The 19,273-nt window shown below is 69.1% G+C and carries 18 protein-coding genes; 17 read left to right on the top strand and 1 reads right to left on the bottom strand.

Annotated features, from left to right (window positions below):
* The first annotated feature begins 5 nt into the window (after positions 1-5).
* The 17 genes from rsmH to WG903_RS18045 all read left to right on the top strand — a co-directional run bounded on the left by rsmH (position 6) and on the right by WG903_RS18045 (position 18,727).
* On the top strand, positions 6-926 hold the full coding sequence (gene rsmH / locus WG903_RS18125) for a 16S rRNA (cytosine(1402)-N(4))-methyltransferase RsmH (RefSeq protein WP_340077982.1): 921 nt from the start codon (positions 6-8) through the stop codon (positions 924-926).
* Entirely contained in the window at positions 923-1,204 is a 282-nt protein-coding gene (ftsL, locus tag WG903_RS18120; RefSeq protein WP_340077981.1) for a cell division protein FtsL, read from the top strand. The genes rsmH and ftsL overlap by 4 nt, the downstream gene beginning before the upstream one ends.
* Positions 1,201-2,937: a peptidoglycan D,D-transpeptidase FtsI family protein gene (locus tag WG903_RS18115; protein WP_340077980.1), complete on the top strand. Its 1,737-nt coding sequence runs from the start codon at positions 1,201-1,203 to the stop codon at positions 2,935-2,937. Before ftsL ends, WG903_RS18115 begins: the two co-directional genes overlap by 4 nt.
* Positions 2,937-4,409, top strand: a complete 1,473-nt coding sequence (locus tag WG903_RS18110; RefSeq protein WP_340077979.1) for a UDP-N-acetylmuramoyl-L-alanyl-D-glutamate--2,6-diaminopimelate ligase — start codon at positions 2,937-2,939, stop codon at positions 4,407-4,409. Before WG903_RS18115 ends, WG903_RS18110 begins: the two co-directional genes overlap by 1 nt.
* Positions 4,406-5,800: a UDP-N-acetylmuramoyl-tripeptide--D-alanyl-D-alanine ligase gene (locus WG903_RS18105; protein ID WP_340077978.1), complete on the top strand. Its 1,395-nt coding sequence runs from the start codon at positions 4,406-4,408 to the stop codon at positions 5,798-5,800. The genes WG903_RS18110 and WG903_RS18105 overlap by 4 nt, the downstream gene beginning before the upstream one ends.
* A complete protein-coding gene (mraY, locus tag WG903_RS18100; RefSeq protein ID WP_340077977.1) occupies positions 5,790-6,968 on the top strand; it encodes a phospho-N-acetylmuramoyl-pentapeptide-transferase in 1,179 nt (392 codons plus the stop codon). The genes WG903_RS18105 and mraY overlap by 11 nt, the downstream gene beginning before the upstream one ends.
* On the top strand, positions 6,965-8,467 hold the full coding sequence (murD, locus tag WG903_RS18095; RefSeq protein ID WP_340077976.1) for a UDP-N-acetylmuramoyl-L-alanine--D-glutamate ligase: 1,503 nt from the start codon (positions 6,965-6,967) through the stop codon (positions 8,465-8,467). The genes mraY and murD overlap by 4 nt, the downstream gene beginning before the upstream one ends.
* 5 nt (positions 8,468-8,472) lie before the next feature.
* Complete coding sequence (gene ftsW / locus WG903_RS18090; RefSeq protein ID WP_340077975.1) at positions 8,473-9,666, top strand: putative lipid II flippase FtsW; 1,194 nt, start codon at positions 8,473-8,475, stop codon at positions 9,664-9,666.
* Entirely contained in the window at positions 9,663-10,730 is a 1,068-nt protein-coding gene (gene murG, locus WG903_RS18085; protein WP_340077974.1) for an undecaprenyldiphospho-muramoylpentapeptide beta-N-acetylglucosaminyltransferase, read from the top strand. The genes ftsW and murG overlap by 4 nt, the downstream gene beginning before the upstream one ends.
* Entirely contained in the window at positions 10,727-12,133 is a 1,407-nt protein-coding gene (gene murC / locus WG903_RS18080; RefSeq protein ID WP_340077973.1) for a UDP-N-acetylmuramate--L-alanine ligase, read from the top strand. The genes murG and murC overlap by 4 nt, the downstream gene beginning before the upstream one ends.
* 83 nt (positions 12,134-12,216) lie before the next feature.
* Complete coding sequence (locus WG903_RS18075) at positions 12,217-13,152, top strand: D-alanine--D-alanine ligase (protein WP_445263636.1); 936 nt, start codon at positions 12,217-12,219, stop codon at positions 13,150-13,152.
* Positions 13,149-13,934, top strand: a complete 786-nt coding sequence (locus WG903_RS18070; protein WP_340077971.1) for a cell division protein FtsQ/DivIB — start codon at positions 13,149-13,151, stop codon at positions 13,932-13,934. Before WG903_RS18075 ends, WG903_RS18070 begins: the two co-directional genes overlap by 4 nt.
* A 24-nt stretch (positions 13,935-13,958) precedes the next feature.
* A complete protein-coding gene (gene ftsA / locus WG903_RS18065) occupies positions 13,959-15,188 on the top strand; it encodes a cell division protein FtsA (protein ID WP_340077970.1) in 1,230 nt (409 codons plus the stop codon).
* 123 nt (positions 15,189-15,311) lie between these two features.
* Positions 15,312-16,568: a cell division protein FtsZ gene (gene ftsZ / locus WG903_RS18060; RefSeq protein ID WP_340077969.1), complete on the top strand. Its 1,257-nt coding sequence runs from the start codon at positions 15,312-15,314 to the stop codon at positions 16,566-16,568.
* A 35-nt stretch (positions 16,569-16,603) separates the two neighbouring features.
* On the top strand, positions 16,604-17,578 hold the full coding sequence (locus WG903_RS18055; protein ID WP_340077968.1) for a dienelactone hydrolase family protein: 975 nt from the start codon (positions 16,604-16,606) through the stop codon (positions 17,576-17,578).
* A 42-nt stretch (positions 17,579-17,620) separates the two neighbouring features.
* Complete coding sequence (lpxC, locus tag WG903_RS18050; RefSeq protein WP_340077967.1) at positions 17,621-18,544, top strand: UDP-3-O-acyl-N-acetylglucosamine deacetylase; 924 nt, start codon at positions 17,621-17,623, stop codon at positions 18,542-18,544.
* Positions 18,545-18,727 (top strand): hypothetical protein, encoded by a 183-nt coding sequence (locus WG903_RS18045; RefSeq protein WP_340077966.1) that lies wholly within the window; start codon positions 18,545-18,547, stop codon positions 18,725-18,727. It begins immediately after the preceding gene.
* Here the strand turns inward: WG903_RS18045 and ruvC are convergent.
* Entirely contained in the window at positions 18,724-19,272 is a 549-nt protein-coding gene (gene ruvC, locus WG903_RS18040; protein WP_340078278.1) for a crossover junction endodeoxyribonuclease RuvC, read from the bottom strand. The two genes, WG903_RS18045 and ruvC, sit on opposite strands and share 4 nt — an antisense overlap.
* Between the last annotated feature and the right edge of the window lies 1 nt (position 19,273).

Raw genomic sequence — 19,273 nt, 5'->3', positions numbered from 1 at the left:
AGGCGGTGGACGCATGGAATCACACCACCGTCTTGTTGAACGAAGCAGTCGAGGCCCTTTCGGGCGACTCATTCACCAAGCCGGGACAGACCTATGTCGACGCGACGTTCGGCAGGGGCGGGCATTCGCGCGCGATCCTCGCGCGGCTGGACGAAACCTCGCGGCTCATCGCCTTCGACAAGGACCCGGAAGCCATCGCGGCGGCGAACGCGATCGCGGACGGGCGCTTCTCGATCCGCCACGAGGGCTTCGCCGCGATGTCGCAGCTGGAAGGCTCCAGCGCCGCCGGCATCCTGATGGACCTGGGCGTGAGCTCCCCGCAGATCGACAACCCCGCGCGGGGTTTTTCTTTTCGCGCGGACGGACCGCTCGACATGCGGATGGACACCACGCGCGGGCAGAGCGCGGCGGACTTCCTGGCCAGCGCTCCGGTGGAGCAGATCGCGGAGGTGATTCGTGAATTCGGCGAAGAACGGTTTGCTCTTCCGGTTGCAAAGGCGATTGCTGCTCGCCGCGAGCAGGGTGGCCCCCTCCGCGGCACACGGGAGCTGGCCGAACTCGTGGCTCGCGCGGTCAAGACCCGCGAGCCAGGCCAGGACCCTGCGACGCGCACATTTCAGGCTCTTCGGATTTTCGTCAACGCCGAGCTTGAAGAGCTCGGCCAGGCGCTAGAGGCAAGCCTTCATGTACTTCAACCCGGGGGTCGGCTGGTCGTGATCAGCTTCCATTCGCTGGAGGACCGCATCGTCAAGCAGTTCGTCGCGAAGCATTCGCGCGAGGTGTTCGACCGCCGCGCGCCCTTCGCCGCACCCAAGGCGATGAAGCTGAAGGCGATCGCGCGCGTGAAGCCTTCGGAAGAGGAGCTGCAGCGCAACCCGCGCGCGCGCAGCGCGATCATGCGCGTGGCCGAGAGGACGGACGCATGACCCGCCTGAACCTCGTCCTGTTGGTGGCGGTGATCGCGAGCGCGCTGTTCCTGGTGCGCACGCAGTACCAGTCGCGGCGCCTCTATGCCGAACTGGACAAGGCCGAAGGCGACGCCCGCAAGCTGCTGGTCGAGAAGGAACGCCTGGAGTTCGAGAAGCGCGCGCAGGCCACGCCGCTGCGCGTCGAGAAGCTCGCGAAGGAGCAGCTGCAGATGCGCACGGCCGGCCCGGCCATCACGCAGTACGTGAAGCTCAAGGACGCGAGGGCCGCGCAATGACCAGCCGCAGCGTCATCTACACCTCCAGCCCGCTGCTCGCGAGCAAGACGCCCGTGTGGCGCAGCAAGTTCATCGTCGCGGGCTTGGCGATCGGCTTCGTCGTGCTGGCGGGCCGCGCCGCGTGGGTGCAGGTGTTCGGCAACGAGTTCTTCCAGAAGCAGGGTGAGGTGCGCTACGCCCGCACCATCGAGCTGCAGGCCAACCGCGGCCGCATCCTGGACCGCAACGGCCTGCTGCTCGCGACCAGCGTGCCCGCGCCGAGCATCTGGGCGTCGCCGGAGGACATGGAGCGCGACCGCGCCAAGCTCGCGCAGCTGGCCAGGCTGCTCGACATGCCCCTGGCCGACCTCGACAAGAAGCTCGCCGACGAGGACAAGACCTTCGTGTGGCTGAAGCGCCAGGTCGACGAATCGGTCGCGCAGCAGGTTGCCAGGCTGAACATCAAGGGCGTGTTCCAGCGCAAGGAATACAAGCGCGAGTACCCGGAAGGCGAGGCGGCCGCGCACGTGGTCGGCTTCACCAACATCGAGGACCATGGCCAGGAAGGCATGGAGCTGGCGTTCGACAAGGAACTGGCCGGCCGGCCGGGCTCGCGCCGCGTGATCAAGGACCGCCTGGGCCGCATCGTCGAGGACGTGGGCGAGCAGTCGCCGCCGGTGGACGGCCGCGACTTGCAGCTGGCGATCGACAGCAAGATCCAGTTCTTCGCGTACCAGAAGCTGCGCGACGCGGTCGTCGAGCACAAGGCGCGCGGCGGCAGCGTGGTGGTGATGGACGCATTGACGGGTGAAGTGCTGGCGCTGGCCAACTACCCGAGCTACGCGCCGGGCAAGCGGCAGAACCTCTCGGGCGAGCAGCTGCGCAACCGCGCCATCACCGACGTGTTCGAGCCCGGCTCGACGATCAAGCCCTTCACCGTCGCGCTGGCGCTGGAGAACAAGCTGGTCACGCCGCAGACGCCGATCCAGACCGCACCCGGCTTCATCATGATGGCCGGCATGAAGATCTCCGACTCGCACCCGAACGGCGTGTTGACGGTGCAGGAGGTGATCCAGAAGTCCAGCAACATCGGCACGCTGAAGATCGCGCTGCAGATGCAGCCGCGCCAGATGTGGGAGCTGTTCACGCAGGTGGGCTTCGGCCAGAAGCCGCAGATCACCTTTCCCGGCGCGGTGAGCGGCCGGCTGCGTCCCTACAAGACCTGGAAGCCGGTGGAGCAGGCCACGATGTCCTACGGCTACGGCCTGTCGGCGTCGCTGTTCCAGATGGCGCGCAGCTACACGGTGTGGGCGCACGACGGGCAGATCGTTCCCGCGACGCTGCTCAAGAGCCCCGACCCCGCCACGGGCGTGCAGGTGTTCTCGCCGGGCACCGTGAACGAGGTGCGCACCATGCTGCAGATGGCCGCGGGCCCGGGCGGCACGGGCCAGAAGGCGCAGACGCTGGGCTATTCGGTGGGCGGCAAGTCCGGCACCGCGTACAAGCAGGTGGGCAAGGGCTACGCCACCAACAAGTACCGCTCGTGGTTCGTGGGCATCGCGCCCATCGAGAAGCCGCGCATCGTGGTGGCTGTGATGGTCGACGAGCCCACGGCAGGCAAGTACTACGGCGGCGACGTCGCCGCGCCCGTCTTCAGCGCCACCGTGCAGCAGACGCTGCGCATGATGGGCGTGCAGCCCGACATGAACGTCAAGCCGCAGATCGTGGTGAACGCGGCCGAGGAGTCGTTCTGATGGTGGAACTGCGCAGCGCCCACGAAGCCGCGCAATGGCTGCGCGCGCGCGTGACGGGCACGCTCCACTGCGACAGCCGCAACGTGAAGGCCGGCGACGGCTTCATCGCGTGGCCGGGCGCGGCCACCGACGGCCGCAAGTACGTGCCGGCCGCCATTGCCCAGGGCGCCGCCGCGTGCCTGGTCGAGAGCGAAGGCGCCGACGCGTTCGCCTTCGATTCGGACGCCATCGCTTCGTATGCGCGACTGAAATTCGCGACCGGCCCCATCGCCGCCGAGTACTTCGGCCAGCCGACGGACCGCCTCGACGTGGTCGCCGTGACCGGCACCAATGGCAAGACGTCCACCGCATGGTGGCTGGCGCAGGCACTGTCGAATGCCGGCATCCCGTGCGGCGTCGTCGGCACGCTGGGCATCGGGCGCCCGCCGCAGGTGGACTTCGTCGGCCTGACCACGCCTGACCCGGTGCTGCTGCAGCGCGAGTTCCGCCAATTCGCCGACGCCGGCGTGAAGGCGTGCGCGATCGAGGCGTCGTCGGTCGGCATCGTCGAGCGGCGCCTGGACGGCACGCGCATCCGCGTGGCCATGTTCACCAACTTCACGCAGGACCACCTGGACTACCACCAGACGATGGACGCGTACTGGGACGCGAAGGCCGAGCTGTTCCGCTGGCCGGGCCTCAAGGCGGCGGTGGTCAACATCGACGACGAGAAGGGCCATGCGCTGGCGGCGTCGCTGGAAGGCTCGGCGCTCGACGTCTGGACGCTGTCGTGCCGCGAGCCGGCGCGCATCGCCGCGCGCAACATCGGCTACGGCGAGCAGGGCCTGGTGTTCGACGTGTGCGAAGGCAACGAGACGGTGAAGCTCGCGACCAGCGCCATCGGCCAGTACAACGTGTCCAACCTGCTGGGCGTCGTCGCCGCCTTGCGCGCGATGGGCGTGGCACTCGCCGATGCGGTGAAGGCCTGCGGCTCGCTTCTGCCCGTGCCCGGCCGCATGGAGCGCCTGGCCGAGCGCGGCAAGCCGCTGGTGGCCGTCGACTACGCGCACACCCCCGACGCACTGGACAAGGCGCTGGGGGCGCTGCGCCCGCTGGCGCAGCAGCGCGGCGGCGAGCTGTGGTGCGTGTTCGGCTGCGGCGGCGACCGCGATCCCACCAAGCGCCCGCTGATGGCCGCCGTGGTCGAGAAGAACGCCGACCACGTGGTCGTCACCAGCGACAACCCGCGCAGCGAGAAGCCCGAGAACATCATCAGCCAGGTGCTGCTGGGCCTGTCGCACGACAAGTGCGTGCAGGTGCAGGCCGACCGCGCCAAGGCGATCGCCGAGACGATCGCCGCCGCCGCCGCGAACGACGTGGTGCTCATCGCCGGCAAGGGCCACGAGAACTACCAGGAGGTGGCGGGCCGCAAGCACCCGTTCTCCGACCAGGAGCATGCGCGCATCGCGCTGGCCCTGAGGAAGGCCGCATGAGCGAAGTCATGACCACGCTCGCCCTCGCCGCGCAACTGGTGCCGGGCTCGCGCGTGTCGGGCGCCGGCGGCACGACGTTCACGCGCGTGCACAGCGACACGCGCACGCTGCAGCCCGGCGACCTCTTCGTCGCGCTGAAGGGCGAGCGCTTCGACGCCAACGACTTCCTCGCCGACGCGCAGGCCAAGGGCGCGGTGGCCGCGCTCGCGCACCGTGGCCGCCTGCCGGCCGGCATGCCGGGCCTCGAGGTCGACGAGACGAAGCTCGCCCTGGGCCAGCTGGCGACCGGCTGGCGCTCGCGCTTCGAGCTGCCGCTGGTCGCGGTGACGGGCAGCAACGGCAAGACGACGGTGACGCAGATGATCGCGTCCATCCTGCACGCGTGGCAGCCGCAGCACATGCTGGCCACGCAGGGCAACCTGAACAACGACATCGGGCTGCCGCTGACGCTGCTGCGCCTGCGGCCGCACCACAAGGTCGGCGTGATCGAGCTGGGCATGAACCACCCCGGCGAGATCGGCTACCTCGCGCAGCTCGCGAAGCCCACCGTCGCGCTCGTGAACAACGCGCAGCGCGAACACCAGGAATTCATGGCGACCGTCGAGGCCGTCGCGCGCGAGAACGGTTCGGTGTTCTCGACGCTCGGCGCGACCGGCGTCGCTGTCTTCCCCGCCGGCGAGGAGTTCACGCCGCTGTGGAAGCAGCTAGCGGGGCCGCGGCCCTGCATGACTTTCGGCGACGCTGCCAGCGGCGCCGACATCGTTCTGGCCGGGACTGAATGGCAAGACGGCCACTGGGACGTGCGGGTGGAAACACCCGCCAGCCCGGTGGGCTACCGACTCCATATCGCCGGCCGCCATAACGTGCGCAACTCGCAGGCCGCGATCGCCTGCGCGCTCGCGGCCGGTGCGCCGCTGCCCGTCATCGCGCAGGGCCTGCAGGCCTTCGAGCCGGTCAAGGGCCGCTCGCGCGCGGTCTCGGTGGCCATCGGCGGGCGCAAGCTCACGTTGCTCGACGACACGTACAACGCCAACCCCGATTCCGTGCGCGCCGCGATCGACGTGCTCGCCGAACTCCCGGGCCCGCGCCTGGCCGTGCTGGGCGACATGGGCGAGGTCGGCAACCAGGGGCCGCAGTTCCACGCCGAGGTGGGCGGGCATGCGCGCGAGCGCGGCATCGACCAGGTCTTCACGCTCGGCGCGCAGTCGGTCGCGATGCAGGGCCGCCACTTCGCCGACATCGACGCGCTCAACGCCGCGGTGCTCGGCGAGCTGCCGCGCGTGGCCAGCGTGCTGGTGAAGGGCTCGCGCTTCATGAAGATGGAACGCGTGGTCGAGGCCATCCTGCAGCGTGCGGGACAAGAACAACAAGGAGACCCGCATGCTGCTTAGCCTGTCGAGCTGGTTGCAGTCGCTCAGCCCGGAATTCGGCTTCCTGCGCGTGTTCCAGTACATCACCTTCCGCGCCGTGATGGCCGCGATGACGGCGCTGTTGATCGGCCTGATGGCCGGCCCCGCCGTGATCCGCCACCTCGCGGCGCTGAAGATCGGCCAGCCGGTGCGCGGCTACGGCCTGCAGACGCACCTGGCCAAGAGCGGCACGCCCACCATGGGCGGCGTGCTGATCCTGATCTCGATCGCCGTTTCCACGCTGCTGTGGTTCGACCTGACCAACCGCTTCGTGTGGATCGTTCTGGTGGTGACCATCGGCTTCGGCGCGATCGGCTGGGTGGACGACTGGCGCAAGGTGGTGCGCAAGGACCCCGAAGGCATGCGCTCGCGCGAGAAGTACTTCTGGCAGTCGCTGATCGGGCTGCTCGCCGCGTTCTACCTGGTGTTCAGCATCTCCGAGAGTTCCAACTGGCGGGTGCTGCAGCTGTTCTACCAGTGGGTCTGGTCCGGCTTCGACGTGAACCTGCCGCCCAAGGCCGGCCTGCTCGTGCCCTTCTTCAAGGAGATCAGCTACCCGCTGGGCGTGTTCGGCTTCGTGATCCTGACCTACCTGGTGATCGTGGGCGCGAGCAATGCCGTGAACCTCACCGACGGCCTCGATGGCCTGGCGATCATGCCGGTGGTGATGGTCGGCTCGGCCCTCGGCGTGTTCGCGTACGTGACGGGCAGCGCCGTGTACTCCAAGTACCTGTTCTTCCCGCACATCCCGGGTTCCGGCGAGCTGCTGATCTTCTGCGCGGCGGTGTCGGGAGCGGGCCTGGCGTTCCTCTGGTTCAACACGCACCCGGCGCAGGTCTTCATGGGCGACGTCGGCGCGCTGGCGCTGGGCGGCGCGCTCGGCACCATCGCCGTGATCGTGCGCCAGGAAATCGTGCTGGCGATCATGGGCGGCGTGTTCGTCGTGGAGGCCATCTCCGTCATGGCCCAGGTCGCGTACTTCAAGTACACGAAGAAGAAATACGGCGAGGGGCGCCGCATCCTCAAGATGGCGCCGCTGCACCACCACTTCGAGAAGAGCGGCTGGACCGAGACGCAGGTCGTGGTGCGCTTCTGGATCATCACCATGCTGCTGTGCCTCGTGGGCCTGTCCACGCTGAAACTCAGATGAACGGCCGGCACGTCCTCATCCTCGGCCTCGGCGATTCCGGGCTGGCCATGGCGCGCTGGTGCGCGGCCCGCGGTGCGACGGTGACCGTGGCGGATACGCGCGCCCAGCCGCCGCAGCTCGGCGCACTGCGCGAGGAGCTGCCACAGGCGCACTTCATCGCGGGCGAATTCGGTGAAGCGCTGCTCGAAGGCGTGCAAGCCGTGTACCGCAGCCCGGGCCTGACGCCCGCACAGGTTGCAACCATCGTCGACGGTGCACGCACGCGCGGCATCGAAGTCGGCGGCGAGCTGGGTCTCTTTGCCGAAGCGCTGGTCCGGCTGAAGGAAGAACAAGGCTATGCGCCGGCCGTCATCGGCGTGACCGGCACCAACGGCAAGACGACGGTGACCTCGCTCGCGGGGCAGCTGGTCGAGCGCAGCGGCCGCACGGTGGCGGTGGCCGGCAACATCGGCCCGACGCTGCTCGACACGCTGGCCGCCAAGATCGAAGCCGGATCGTTGCCGCAGGTGTGGGTGATCGAGCTGTCGAGTTTCCAGCTGGAGGCCGCGGGCGGTTTCGAGCCGACGGTGGCCGCGGTGCTGAACGTCACGCAGGACCACCTGGACTGGCACGGCACGATGGACGCGTACGCCGCGGCCAAGTCGCGCATCTTCGGCAAGGCCGGCGTGATGGTGCTCAACCGCGAGGACCCGCTCGTCATGAAGATGCTGCCCGAGCCCGTGCGGCTCAAGGGTGGCAAGCACGAGCAGCGCGCGCACGTGACCTTCGGCGGCGACATGCCGCGGCGGCCCGGCGACTACGGCATCGAAGTCGTGAACGGCATGGCGTGGCTGGTGCGCGCGCTCGAGGCCGACGAGACGCGGCGGCACCGCAAGGACGAGGAAGAGGAACTGCACTTCCAGCGCCTCATGCCCGCCGATGCGCTGCGCATCCGCGGCCGCCACAACGCCATCAACGCGCTGGCGGCACTGGCGCTGGCAACGGCGGCGGGCTGCCAGCTGGGCCCCATGCTCTTCGGCCTGCGCGAGTACCGCGGCGAGCCGCACCGTGTGGAGCCCGTGGGCGTGCTGCACGACGTCGAGTACTTCGACGACAGCAAAGGCACGAACGTCGGTGCGACCGTGGCCGCGCTGCAAGGCCTGGGCGCCGAGCGCAAGGTGGTCGTGATCCTTGGCGGCGACGGCAAGGGCCAGGACTTCGCGCCGCTGGCCGGCCCGGTCTCGCGCTTCGCGCGCGGCGCGGTGCTGATCGGCCGCGACGGCCCGCAGATCCGCGCGGTGCTGGAAGAAAGCGGCGTCTCGCTGGCCGACGCCGGCAGCATGGAAGAGGCCGTGCGCGCGGCGGCGCAGCGCGCGCAGCCCGGCGACGCCGTGCTGATGTCGCCGGCCTGCGCCAGCTTCGACATGTTCCGCAACTACGAGGACCGCGCCAACGCCTTTCGCGCCGCGGTCAAGGCGATCGCCGACGAAGCGGGCATCGACCTGGAGGTGCAGGCGTGAGCGCCATGGCCTCCACCCTGGGCCGCTGGTTCGGCGGCGCGTCCGCGGGGCCGCGGCCGGTGGCCGTGCATGCGATCGACCGCGCCATCGTGTGGGTGAGCGTGGCGCTCCTGTGCTTCGGCCTGGTGATGGTCTACTCGGCATCCGTGGCGCTGCCGGACAACCCGCGCTTCGCCAACTACACGCAGACGCACTTCCTGGTGCGCCACGGGTCGTTCGTCGCGATCTCGCTCATCGCCGCGCTGCTCGCCTTCCAGGTGCCGGTGGCAACCTGGGAAAAGCTCGCGCCCTGGCTCTTCGTCGCGTCGCTGGTGCTGCTGATGGTCGTGCTCGTCCCGCACATCGGCAAGGGTGTGAACGGCGCGCGGCGCTGGCTGGGGTTCGGCTTCATCAGCTTCCAGCCGTCCGAGCTGGCGAAGCTCGCCACGCTGCTCTACGCCGCCGACTACATGGTGCGCAAGATGGACGTGAAGGAGCGCTTCTTCCGCGCCGTGCTGCCGATGGCTGCCGCCGTCGCCGTGGTCGGCCTGCTGCTGCTGGCCGAGCCCGACATGGGCGCCTTCATGGTGATCGCGGTGATCGCCATGGGCATCCTGTTCCTCGGCGGCGTCAACGCGCGCATGTTCTTCCTGATCGCGGCGGTGATCACCGTGGCCTTCGTGCTGATGATCGCGCTGTCGGACTGGCGGCGCGACCGCATCTTCGCCTACCTCGACCCGTGGAGCGAGAAGCACGCGCTGGGCCGCGGCTACCAGCTGTCGCACTCGCTCATCGCCATCGGCCGCGGCGAGATCTTCGGCGTGGGGCTGGGCGGCAGCGTGGAGAAGCTGCATTGGCTGCCCGAGGCGCACACCGACTTCCTGCTGGCGGTGATCGGCGAGGAGTTCGGCCTCATCGGCGTGCTCACCGTCATCGCCGCCTTCCTGTGGATGACGCGGCGGATCATGCACATCGGCCGCCAGGCCATCGCGCTGGACCGCGTGTTCGCCGGGCTGGTCGCGCAAGGCGTGGGCATCTGGGTCGGCTTCCAGGCGTTCATCAACATGGGCGTGAACCTGGGCGCGCTGCCGACCAAGGGCCTGACGCTGCCGCTCATGAGTTATGGCGGCTCGGCGATCCTGATGAACCTCGTGGCGATCGCGATCGTCCTGCGCATCGACTACGAGAACAAGATGCTCATGAGGGGAGGGCGCGCATGACGCAGCGCTGCGCCCTCGTGATGGCCGGCGGCACCGGTGGCCACATCTTCCCCGGCCTCGCGGTCGCGGAAGCGCTGCGTGCACGCTCGTGGCAGGTGCACTGGCTCGGTGGCGGCGCCGGCACCATGGAAAGCCAGCTGGTGCCGCCGCGGGGCTTCCCCTTCGAGGCCATCGACTTCGGCGGCGTGCGCGGCAAGGGCCTGAAGACCCTGGTGCTGCTGCCGCTGCGCCTGCTCAAGGCCTTTGCGCAGAGCATCGGCGTCGTGCGGCGCGTGAAGCCCGACGTGGTGATCGGCCTGGGCGGCTACATCACCTTCCCCGCCGGGATGATGAGCGTGCTGCTCGGCAAGCCCCTGGTGCTGCACGAGCAGAACTCCATCGCCGGCATGGCCAACAAGGTGCTGGCGGGCGTGGCGGACCGCGTGTTCAGCGCCTTCCCCAACGTGCTGAAGAAGGCGCAATGGGTGGGCAACCCGCTGCGCGAAGGTTTCCTGAAGCAGGCCGAGCCCGCGCAGCGGCTGGGTGGCCGCACGGGCCCGCTGAAGGTGCTGGTCGTCGGCGGCAGCCTCGGTGCCAAGGGCCTCAACGACGTCGTGCCCAAGGCGCTGGCGCTGATCCCGGCCGCCGAGCGCCCGCAGGTGCTGCACCAGAGCGGCGCGAAGCAGATCGACGAACTGCGTGCGAACTACGCGGCCGCCGGCGTGCAGGCCGAGCTCACACCTTTCATCGACGACACGGCGCAGGCCTATGCCGACGCCGACCTGGTCGTGTGCCGCGCGGGCGCGAGCACGGTCACCGAGATCGCGGCCGTCGGCTGCGCCGCGGTGTTCGTGCCCTTCCCGGCGGCGGTGGACGACCACCAGACGACCAACGCGAAATTCCTGGTCGATGCCGGCGGCGGCTGGCTGGTGCAGCAGCGGGACCTCACGCCCGAATGGCTCGCCCGGCTGCTGCGCACGGTCGACCGCAACGAACTCATTCGCCGCGCCGAAGCGGCCAAGAAGATGCAGAAGATCCATGCGACCGAAGAGGTCGTGGCCGCGTGCGAGGAACTCGCGAAATGAAGCACGCCATCAAGCACATCCACTTCGTCGGCATCGGTGGCGCCGGCATGTCCGGCATCGCCGAGATCCTGCACAACCTGGGCTACACGATCTCGGGCTCCGACTTGTCGGACAGCGCCACGCTCAAGCGCCTGAAGTCGCTGGGCATAGCCACCTTCGTCGGCCACGATGCCAAGAACATCGGCGGCGCCGATGCGGTCGTCACGTCGACCGCCGTGCAGGCCGACAACCCCGAGGTGATCGCGGCCCGCGTGAAGAAGATCCCCGTGGTGCCGCGCGCCATGATGCTGGCCGAGCTGATGCGCCTGAAGCAGGGCATCGCGATCGCCGGCACGCACGGCAAGACGACGACCACGTCGCTGGTGGCCAGCATGCTGGCCGAAGGCGGGCTCGACCCCACCTTCGTCATCGGCGGCCGCCTGAACAGCGCGGGCGCCAACGCCAAGCTTGGGAGCGGCGACTACATCGTGGTCGAGGCCGACGAGTCGGATGCCTCATTCCTGAACCTGTTGCCCGTGATGGCGGTCGTCACCAACATCGACGCCGACCACATGGAGACTTACGGGCACGACTTCCGCAACCTGAAGCGCGCCTTCCTCGATTTCCTGAACCGCATGCCGTTCTACGGCACGGCGATCCTGTGCACCGACGACGCGGCGGTGCGCGAAGTCTCGGCCGAAGTGCAATGCCCGGTGACGAGCTACGGCTTCGGCGAGGACGCCCAGGTTCGCGCGGTGAACGTGCGCGCCGCGGGGCCGCAGATGAAGTTCACGGCGCAGCGCCGCAACGGCGTCACGCTGCCCGACATGGAAGTGACGCTCAACCTCGCGGGCCAGCACAACGTGCTCAACGCGCTGGCGGCCATCGCTATCGCGGTGGAACTGAACATCCCCGATGCCGCCGTGCAAAAGGCGCTGGCGGAGTTCCGCGGCGTCGGCCGGCGCTTCCAGGGCTATGGAGACGTTGCGGTTGCCGGTGGCAAGGGCAAGTTCACGGTGATCGAGGACTACGGCCACCACCCGGTCGAGATCGCGGCCACGCTGCGCGCGGCGCGCGGCGCGTACCCCGGCCGCCGGCTCGTGCTGGCGTTCCAGCCGCACCGCTACACGCGCACGCGCGACTGCTTCGAGGATTTCGTCAAGGTGATGGGCGAAGCCGACGCGGTGCTGCTGGCCGAGGTGTATTCGGCGGGCGAGGCGCCGATCGTCGCAGCGGACGGCCGCTCGCTCGCGCGCGCCATGCGCGTCGCGGGCCAGGTCGAGCCGGTCTTCGTCGAGGACATTGCGCAGATGCCCGAGGCGATCTTCAAGATGGCGCGCGACGGCGACGTGGTGATGTGCATGGGCGCGGGCTCCATCGGCGGCGTGCCGGCGAAGCTGGTGGAAATGGGAGGTGCCGCATGAGCACCCAGAAGCCCGCCAACTGGGACGGCACCGAGCGCCGCAAGGCCGCGGACGTGCCCAGCTTCGGCAAGGTGGCCGTGCTCATGGGCGGCCGCTCGGCCGAACGCGAGGTGTCGCTGATGTCCGGCAGCGGCGTCCTCAAGGCGCTGCAATCCAAGGGCATCGATGCGCATGCCTTCGACCCGGCCGAGCGCGACCTCGTGGAACTCAAGCGCAAGGGCTTCAAGCGCTGCTTCATCGCGCTGCACGGCCGCTTCGGCGAGGACGGCACGGTGCAAGGCGCGCTGGAGCTGCTCGGCATCCCGTACACCGGCTCGGGCGTGATGGCCTCGGCGATTTCCATCGACAAGGTGATGACCAAGCGCGTGTGGCTGGCCGAAGGCATCCCCACGCCGAAATTCACGCTGTTGCACCGCGGGTCCTACACGCGCGAACAGGTGCGCGCCGTGCCCGACGACCTGGGCCTGCCCGTGATCGTGAAGCCCGCGCGCGAGGGCTCGTCCATCGGCGTGGCGAAGGTGCAAGGCTATTCGGACATGGCTGCAGCGGTGGACGCCGCCGCCGCGCTCGACGCCGACGTGCTGTGCGAGGAGTTCGTCGCGGGCGACGAGGTGACCTGCCCCGTGCTGGGCGCGGGCGAATCGGCGCACGCGCTGCCGGTCATCCGCATCGTCGCGCCCGAAGGCAACTACGACTACCAGAACAAGTACTTCACCGACGACACCAAGTACCTGGTGCCTTGCGGCCTGCCCGAGGGCGAGGAGCAGGCGATCCAGGAACTGGTGGTGAAGGCCTACCGCGTGCTGGGCTGCCGCGGCTGGGGCCGCATCGACGTGATGATCGACGCGAAGACGCGCAAGCCCTCGCTGCTGGAGATCAACACGTCGCCGGGCATGACGGGCCATTCGCTCGTGCCCATGTCGGCGCGCGCGGCGGGCATCAGCTACGAGGACCTGTGCGTGATGCTGCTGGCGTCGGCGTCGCTGGACCAGGAACCGAAGGAGGCCGCGAAGAAATGAGCGCCGCCCTGCCCATGCCGTTCGACGTGAAGCTGATGAACCTCGCGGCCAGCGCGCTGTTCGCGATCGGCCTCGCGCTGTTCGCGGCGGCGGGCGCGTGGTGGGCCGTGCGGCATCCGCTCTTCGCGATCGCGGGCATCACGGTGCAGGGCGAAACCTCGCACAACAGCGTGCCCACGCTGCGCGCCAACGTGACGCCGCAGCTGGCGGGCAATTTCTTCACGATCGACCTCGCCGCGGCGCGGCAGGCCTTCGAGAGCGTGCCGTGGGTGCGCCAGGCGGTGGTCAAGCGCGAGTTCCCCAACAAGCTGCGTGTGGTGGTCGAGGAACACCACGCGGTGGCGCTGTGGGGCGGCGAGGGCGACTCGCGCCTGCTGGGCGACCGCGGCGAGGTCTTCGAGGCCAACGTGGGCGACGTGGAACAGGACGACCTGCCGCGCCTGGCCGGCCCGGACGACCAGGCGGCGCAGGTGCTGGCGATGTACCAGGCCGTCAAGCCGCTGTTCGATCCGCTGGACCTGGGCGTGGCGCAGCTGACGCTCACGCCGCGCGGCAACTGGCAGGTGGAGCTGGACAACGGCGCCTCGGTGGAACTGGGGCGCGGCACGCCGGCGGAAGTGGCGGCGCGCACGGGCCGTTTCATCCAGACGGTGACGCAGGTGGCGTCGCGCTACGGGCGCACGCCCGAGGCGCTGGTGTCGGCCGACCTGCGCTACGCGGAAGGCTATGCGTTGAAGTTGAGGGGCGTCACGACAACCGTCGGTGACGCGGCGAAGAAATGAACGAGGGGCAACGCGCTTAACAACATGGCTAAGGAATACAAGGACCTGGTCGTCGGCCTGGACATCGGCACCGCCAAGGTGATGGCGGTGGTGGCCGAGGTCATGCCGGGTGGCGAGCTCAAGCTTGCGGGCCTGGGCGTGGCGGCGTCGAACGGCCTCAAGCGCGGCGTGGTGGTGAACATCGACGCGACGGTGCAGAGCATCCAGCAGGCGCTGAAAGAGGCCGAGCTGATGGCCGACTGCAAGATCGTGCGCGTCTACACCGGCATCACCGGCAGCCACATCCGCGGCATCAACTCCAGCGGCATGGTGGCGGTGAAGGACCGCGAGGTGACGCCGGCCGACGTCGCGCGCGTCGTCGAGACCGCGCGCGCCATCAACATCTCCACCGACCAGCGCCTGCTGCTGGTCGAGCCGCAGGAATTCGTGATCGACGGCCAGGACGTCAAGGAGCCGATCGGCATGAGCGGCATCCGGCTCGAGGCCAAGGTGCACATCGTGACCGGCGCGCAGAGCGCGGCCGAGAACATCATCAAGTGCGTGCGCCGCTGCGGCCTCGAGGTCGAACAGCTCCTGCTCAACCCGCTGGCTTCGAGCGTGGCCGTGCTGACGGAAGACGAGCGCGAGCTGGGCGTGGCGGTGGTGGACATCGGCGCGGGCACGACCGACGTCGCGATCTTCACGGGCGGCTCCATCCGCCACACCGCGGTGATCCCGATCGCCGGCGACCTGATCACCAGCGACATCGCCATGGCGCTGCGCACGCCGACCAAGGACGCCGAGGACATCAAGGTCGAAAGCGGCTATGCCAAGCAGCTGCTGGCCGACCCCGAGCAGCAGGTCGAGGTGCCGGGCCTGGGCGACCGCGGCCCGCGCATGCTCTCGCGCCAGGCGCTGGCCGGCGTGATCGAGCCGCGTGTCGAGGAGATCTTCTCGCTGGTGCAGCAGGTGATCCGCGAGTCGGGCTACGAGGAAGTGCTGTCCTCGGGCGTGGTGATCACCGGCGGCAGCGCCGTGATGCCCGGCATGGTGGAACTGGGCGAGGACATCTTCCTGAAGCCCGTGCGCCGCGGCATGCCCAAGTACGGCGGCGCGCTGGCCGACATGGTGGCGCAGCCGCGGGCGGCCACCGTGATGGGCCAGCTCGAGGAAGCGCGCCTGGCGCGCGTGCGCGGCCTGAAGGTGGCGCAGAAACACGGATCGATGAAGACGGCCTTCGGCCGCTTCAAGGACTTCATCGTGGGGAACTTCTAGCCATGCACCCCACCAAGACCTGGCTCTCTCGCGCGTCACCGGGGCCACCCCGGCGAAAACGACGATGAAGGCACACACAACAATCTTTCGAAATTGGCAACTGCAACGGATAGGAGAGACACCATGAGTATCGAAATGATCGAAGTCGAGGAATTCCACCAGGGCACGCAGATCAAGGTGATCGGCGTCGGTGGCGGCGGCGGCAACGCGGTCGAGCACATGATCGACCGCGCCGTGCAGGGCGTGGAGTTCATCTGCGCGAACACGGACGCCCAGGCGCTGTCGCGCAGCAGCGCGCAGAAGCAGATCCAGCTGGGCTCCAGCGGGCTGGGCGCGGGCAGCAAGCCCGACAAGGCGCGCGAGGCGGCGGAAGCGGCCGAGGACGCGATCCGCGAGGCCATCGACGGCGCGCACATGCTGTTCATCACGGCCGGCATGGGCGGCGGCACGGGCACCGGCGCGGCGCCGGTGATCGCGCGCATCGCCAAGGAGATGGGCATCCTCACGGTGGGCGTGGTGACCAAGCCCTTCGACTGGGAAGGCGGGCGCCGCATGACCAACGCCGACCAGGGCCTGCAGGAGCTCGAGGCCAACGTCGATTCGCTGATCGTGGTGCTCAACGAGAAGCTGCTCGAGGTGCTGGGCGACGAGGTGACGCAGGACGAGGCCTTCGCGCACGCCAACGACGTGCTGAAGAACGCCGTCGGCGGCATCGCGGAGATCATCAACGTGCCCGGCCACGTCAACGTGGACTTCGAGGACGTGCGCACGGTGATGGGCGAGCCCGGCAAGGCGATGATGGGCACGGCGATCGCCAACGGCCCCGACCGCGCGCGCCTGGCCGCGGAACAGGCCGTGGCCTGCCCGCTGCTGGAAGGCATCGACCTGTCCGGCGCCAAGGGCGTGCTGGTGCTGATCACGGCGGCCAAGGGCAGCCTGAAGCTGTCCGAGTCGAAGCTGGCGATGAACACCATCCGCGCCTATGCCTCGCCGGACGCGCACGTGATCTACGGCACGGCTTACGACGACGAGCTGGGCGAGGACATCCGCGTGACCGTCGTCGCCACCGGCCTGTCCCGCCAGGGCCAGCGCCGCACGGCGCCCCCGCTGCAGGTGCTGCGCACCGGCACCGACAACGTGCCGTTCAACGTGCCCACGGTGAACAACGCGGTGGCCGGCCCCGGTGCGATCGTCACGCGCGAGCAGCAGGCCGCGACGCCGCAGCCCGCGCAGCCGGCCGGTGCCGACTACGGGAACATGGCCGTGCCCAGCGTGTGGCGCACCAACCGCACGCAGGCCGCGGCCAAGGTCGACGCGCTGTCCAACGGCGGCATGGACGACTTCGAGATCCCGGCGTTCCTGCGCAAGCAGGCGGACTGATCAAAAGAGTGTTCTCCAAGGGGAGTGCTTGCGGGGTGGGTTGGCAGTCCCACCCCTTTTTCTTCCTGGCCGCCTGCGTGTTCGCCGCAGGGGTCCATGCGCAGGCCGCCGGCCCGTCGGCGGCCGAGAAGGTGGCGTGGGATAGCATCGTGTGCGTGCCCGGGGCCTGCAACAAGCTGGCGGGGCAGGGCTTCCTCTTCGCGACGCCCGGCGCGAAGCATGCGGTCCTCATCTCCCATGGCTCGCAAGGCATCGACAGCCGCATGTACGACTACGTCGACGCGTTGCAGAAGGCCGGCTTCGCGGCGCTGGTCATCGACCACTGGACGCCGCGCGGCATCGGTGTCACGCACGAGGACTACGCGGCCGCTTCGCTGAAAGGCGGCAACGAATTCAACATGGCCGCCGACAGCCTGACGGCGGCGGCCTTCCTGCGCGCGCGGGGCTACGCCCGCGTCGGCAGCGTCGGCGAGTCGCAGGGCGGCGGCGCCGCGATCATGATGCAGCAGAAGTTCGCGCACGCGATCATCGAGCGCAACGTGCGGCGGCTGTACGCCAGCGACTTCACCCTGAAGCCGGTGGATGCGGTGGTGGGGCTCTATGCCCCGTGCTTCTACCGCAACGCCAAGCGCGACGCCTACGTCGGCACGCCCCTGCTCCTGGTGACCGGCGAGGTCGACGACGAGACCCCCAGCCGCTACTGCGAGAAGCACGTGGGCTGGATGAACGCGCGCGGCGGCAACGTGCGCATCGTCGTGATGCCCGGCGAGGGCCACAGCTTCGATGCGCCCTACGCGCGGCGGTATTCGAACGGGCCGCACTATGCGAAGTGCGACGTGCTGGTGGACGAAACGGGCACGACCGAGCTGAACAGCGGCCGCAAGGCGGCGGGCGAGGACGCCAACGCGATGATGGCCACCTGCGTTTCGCGCGGCTACCACACGGGCCATTCCGGGCGGCGCTTCGGGGCGTTCCCGGTATGGATCGGCTTTTTCAGGGACATCCTGTGACGTTTACGCGCCGTTGACCCCCGCCACTTAAAATCGCACCCCATGGTCCGCCAACGCACGCTCAAGACCCTGACCCGCGCCGTCGGCGTGGGGCTGCACTCCGGGCAGCGGGTGGAGCTCACGCTGCGCCCGGCGCAGCCGGACACGGGCATCGTCTTCCGCCGCGTGGACCTGCCGATCCCCGTGGACATCCCGATCTCGGCCAGTGCCGTGACCGATACGCGGCTGGCCTCGACCATCTCCAACGGCAGCGCCAAGGTCCACACGGTCGAACACCTGCTGTCGGCCTGCGCGGGCCTGGGACTGGACAACCTCTACATCGACATCACCGGCGAGGAGGTGCCCATCCTCGACGGCTCCTCGGCCTCGTTCGTCTTCCTGCTGCAAAGCGCCGGCATCGAGCTGCAGAACGCACCGCGCCGCTTCGTGCGCGTGCTCAAGCCGGTGGAAGTGCGCGAAGGCGAGGGCGAGAACCTCAAGTGGGTGCGCCTGGACCCGTACCACGGCTACAAGCTCACGTTCGAGATCGAGTTCAACCACCGCGTGGTCAGCTCCACCGGCCAGAAGGTCGAGTTCGACCTGGGCACGGGCAACTACGCGCGCGACATCGCGCGGGCCCGCACCTTCGGCTTCACGCGCGACGTGGAAATGATGCGCTCCAAGGGCCTGAGCCTGGGCGGCGGCATGGACAACGCCATCGTGGTCGACGACTACCGCGTGCTGAACAGCGACGGCCTGCGCTACGACGACGAGTTCGTGAAGCACAAGATGCTCGACGCCATGGGCGACCTGTACCTGGTCGGCAAGCCCATGCTCGCCGCCTACGGCGCCTTCCGGTCGGGCCACGCCCTGAACAACAAGCTGCTGCGCGAGCTGCTCTCGCAGCCCGGGGCCTTCGACATCGTCACCTTCGAGGACGAGCAGCTCGCGCCCGTGGGCTTCGCCCAACCCGCGCGCGCCTGGTAGATGGCGGCCTTCCGCGTCCTGATGCTGCTGATGCTGGTGGCGTCGGGGGCTTCGTTCGTTCTCTATGCCGCGACCGGGCAGATGCGGTTCCGCAAGTTCGGCATCCGCGTCCTCCTGGGTGCCATCGCCGCGGCGCTGGTGTTCTTCGCCGTGCTGATCGCGGAAAACCTCCTGGCCGGCTAGTAGCTGCGTCCGCGCCGGTAATTCCCCGTCGACTTCCTGGCGAGCGGCGTCACCTGCGCCATGCGCGCCTGTGACGCCCCGACATGCGCATGCGTGATTGCGAGTCCGAGCGCATCGGAAGCATCCTTGCCCGGCGCCTTCGGCAGTTTCAGCAAGCGCTTCACCATCTCCTGCACCTGCTCCTTGGCCGCCTTGCCATGTCCGGCGACGGCGCGCTTCATTTGCAGCGCGGTGTATTCCGCCACGGCGAGGTTGCACGACACCAACGCGGTGACGCAGGCGCCGCGCGCCTGGCCCAGGAGCAGCGTGGCTTGCGGGTTGACGTTGACGAACACGATCTCCACGGCGGCGACGTCGGGCTGCCAGCGCGCCTTCACCTCCGCGATGCCGTCGTACAGCACCTTCAGCCGCGCGGGCAGGTCGCCGCGCTCGAGGTGCGTGGTGGTGATCGTGCCGCTGGCGACGTAGTTGAGCGCATGGCCCTCGACGTCGATCACGCCGAAGCCGGTGGTCTGCAGGCCGGGGTCGATGCCGAGGATGCGCACG

The organism is Ramlibacter sp. PS4R-6, assembly GCF_037572775.1.
In the GTDB taxonomy this organism is placed as follows: Bacteria; Pseudomonadota; Gammaproteobacteria; order Burkholderiales; family Burkholderiaceae_C; genus Ramlibacter.
The sequence above is the reverse complement of the archived record's forward strand: the minus strand, read 5'-3'. Positions and strand labels throughout refer to the sequence as shown.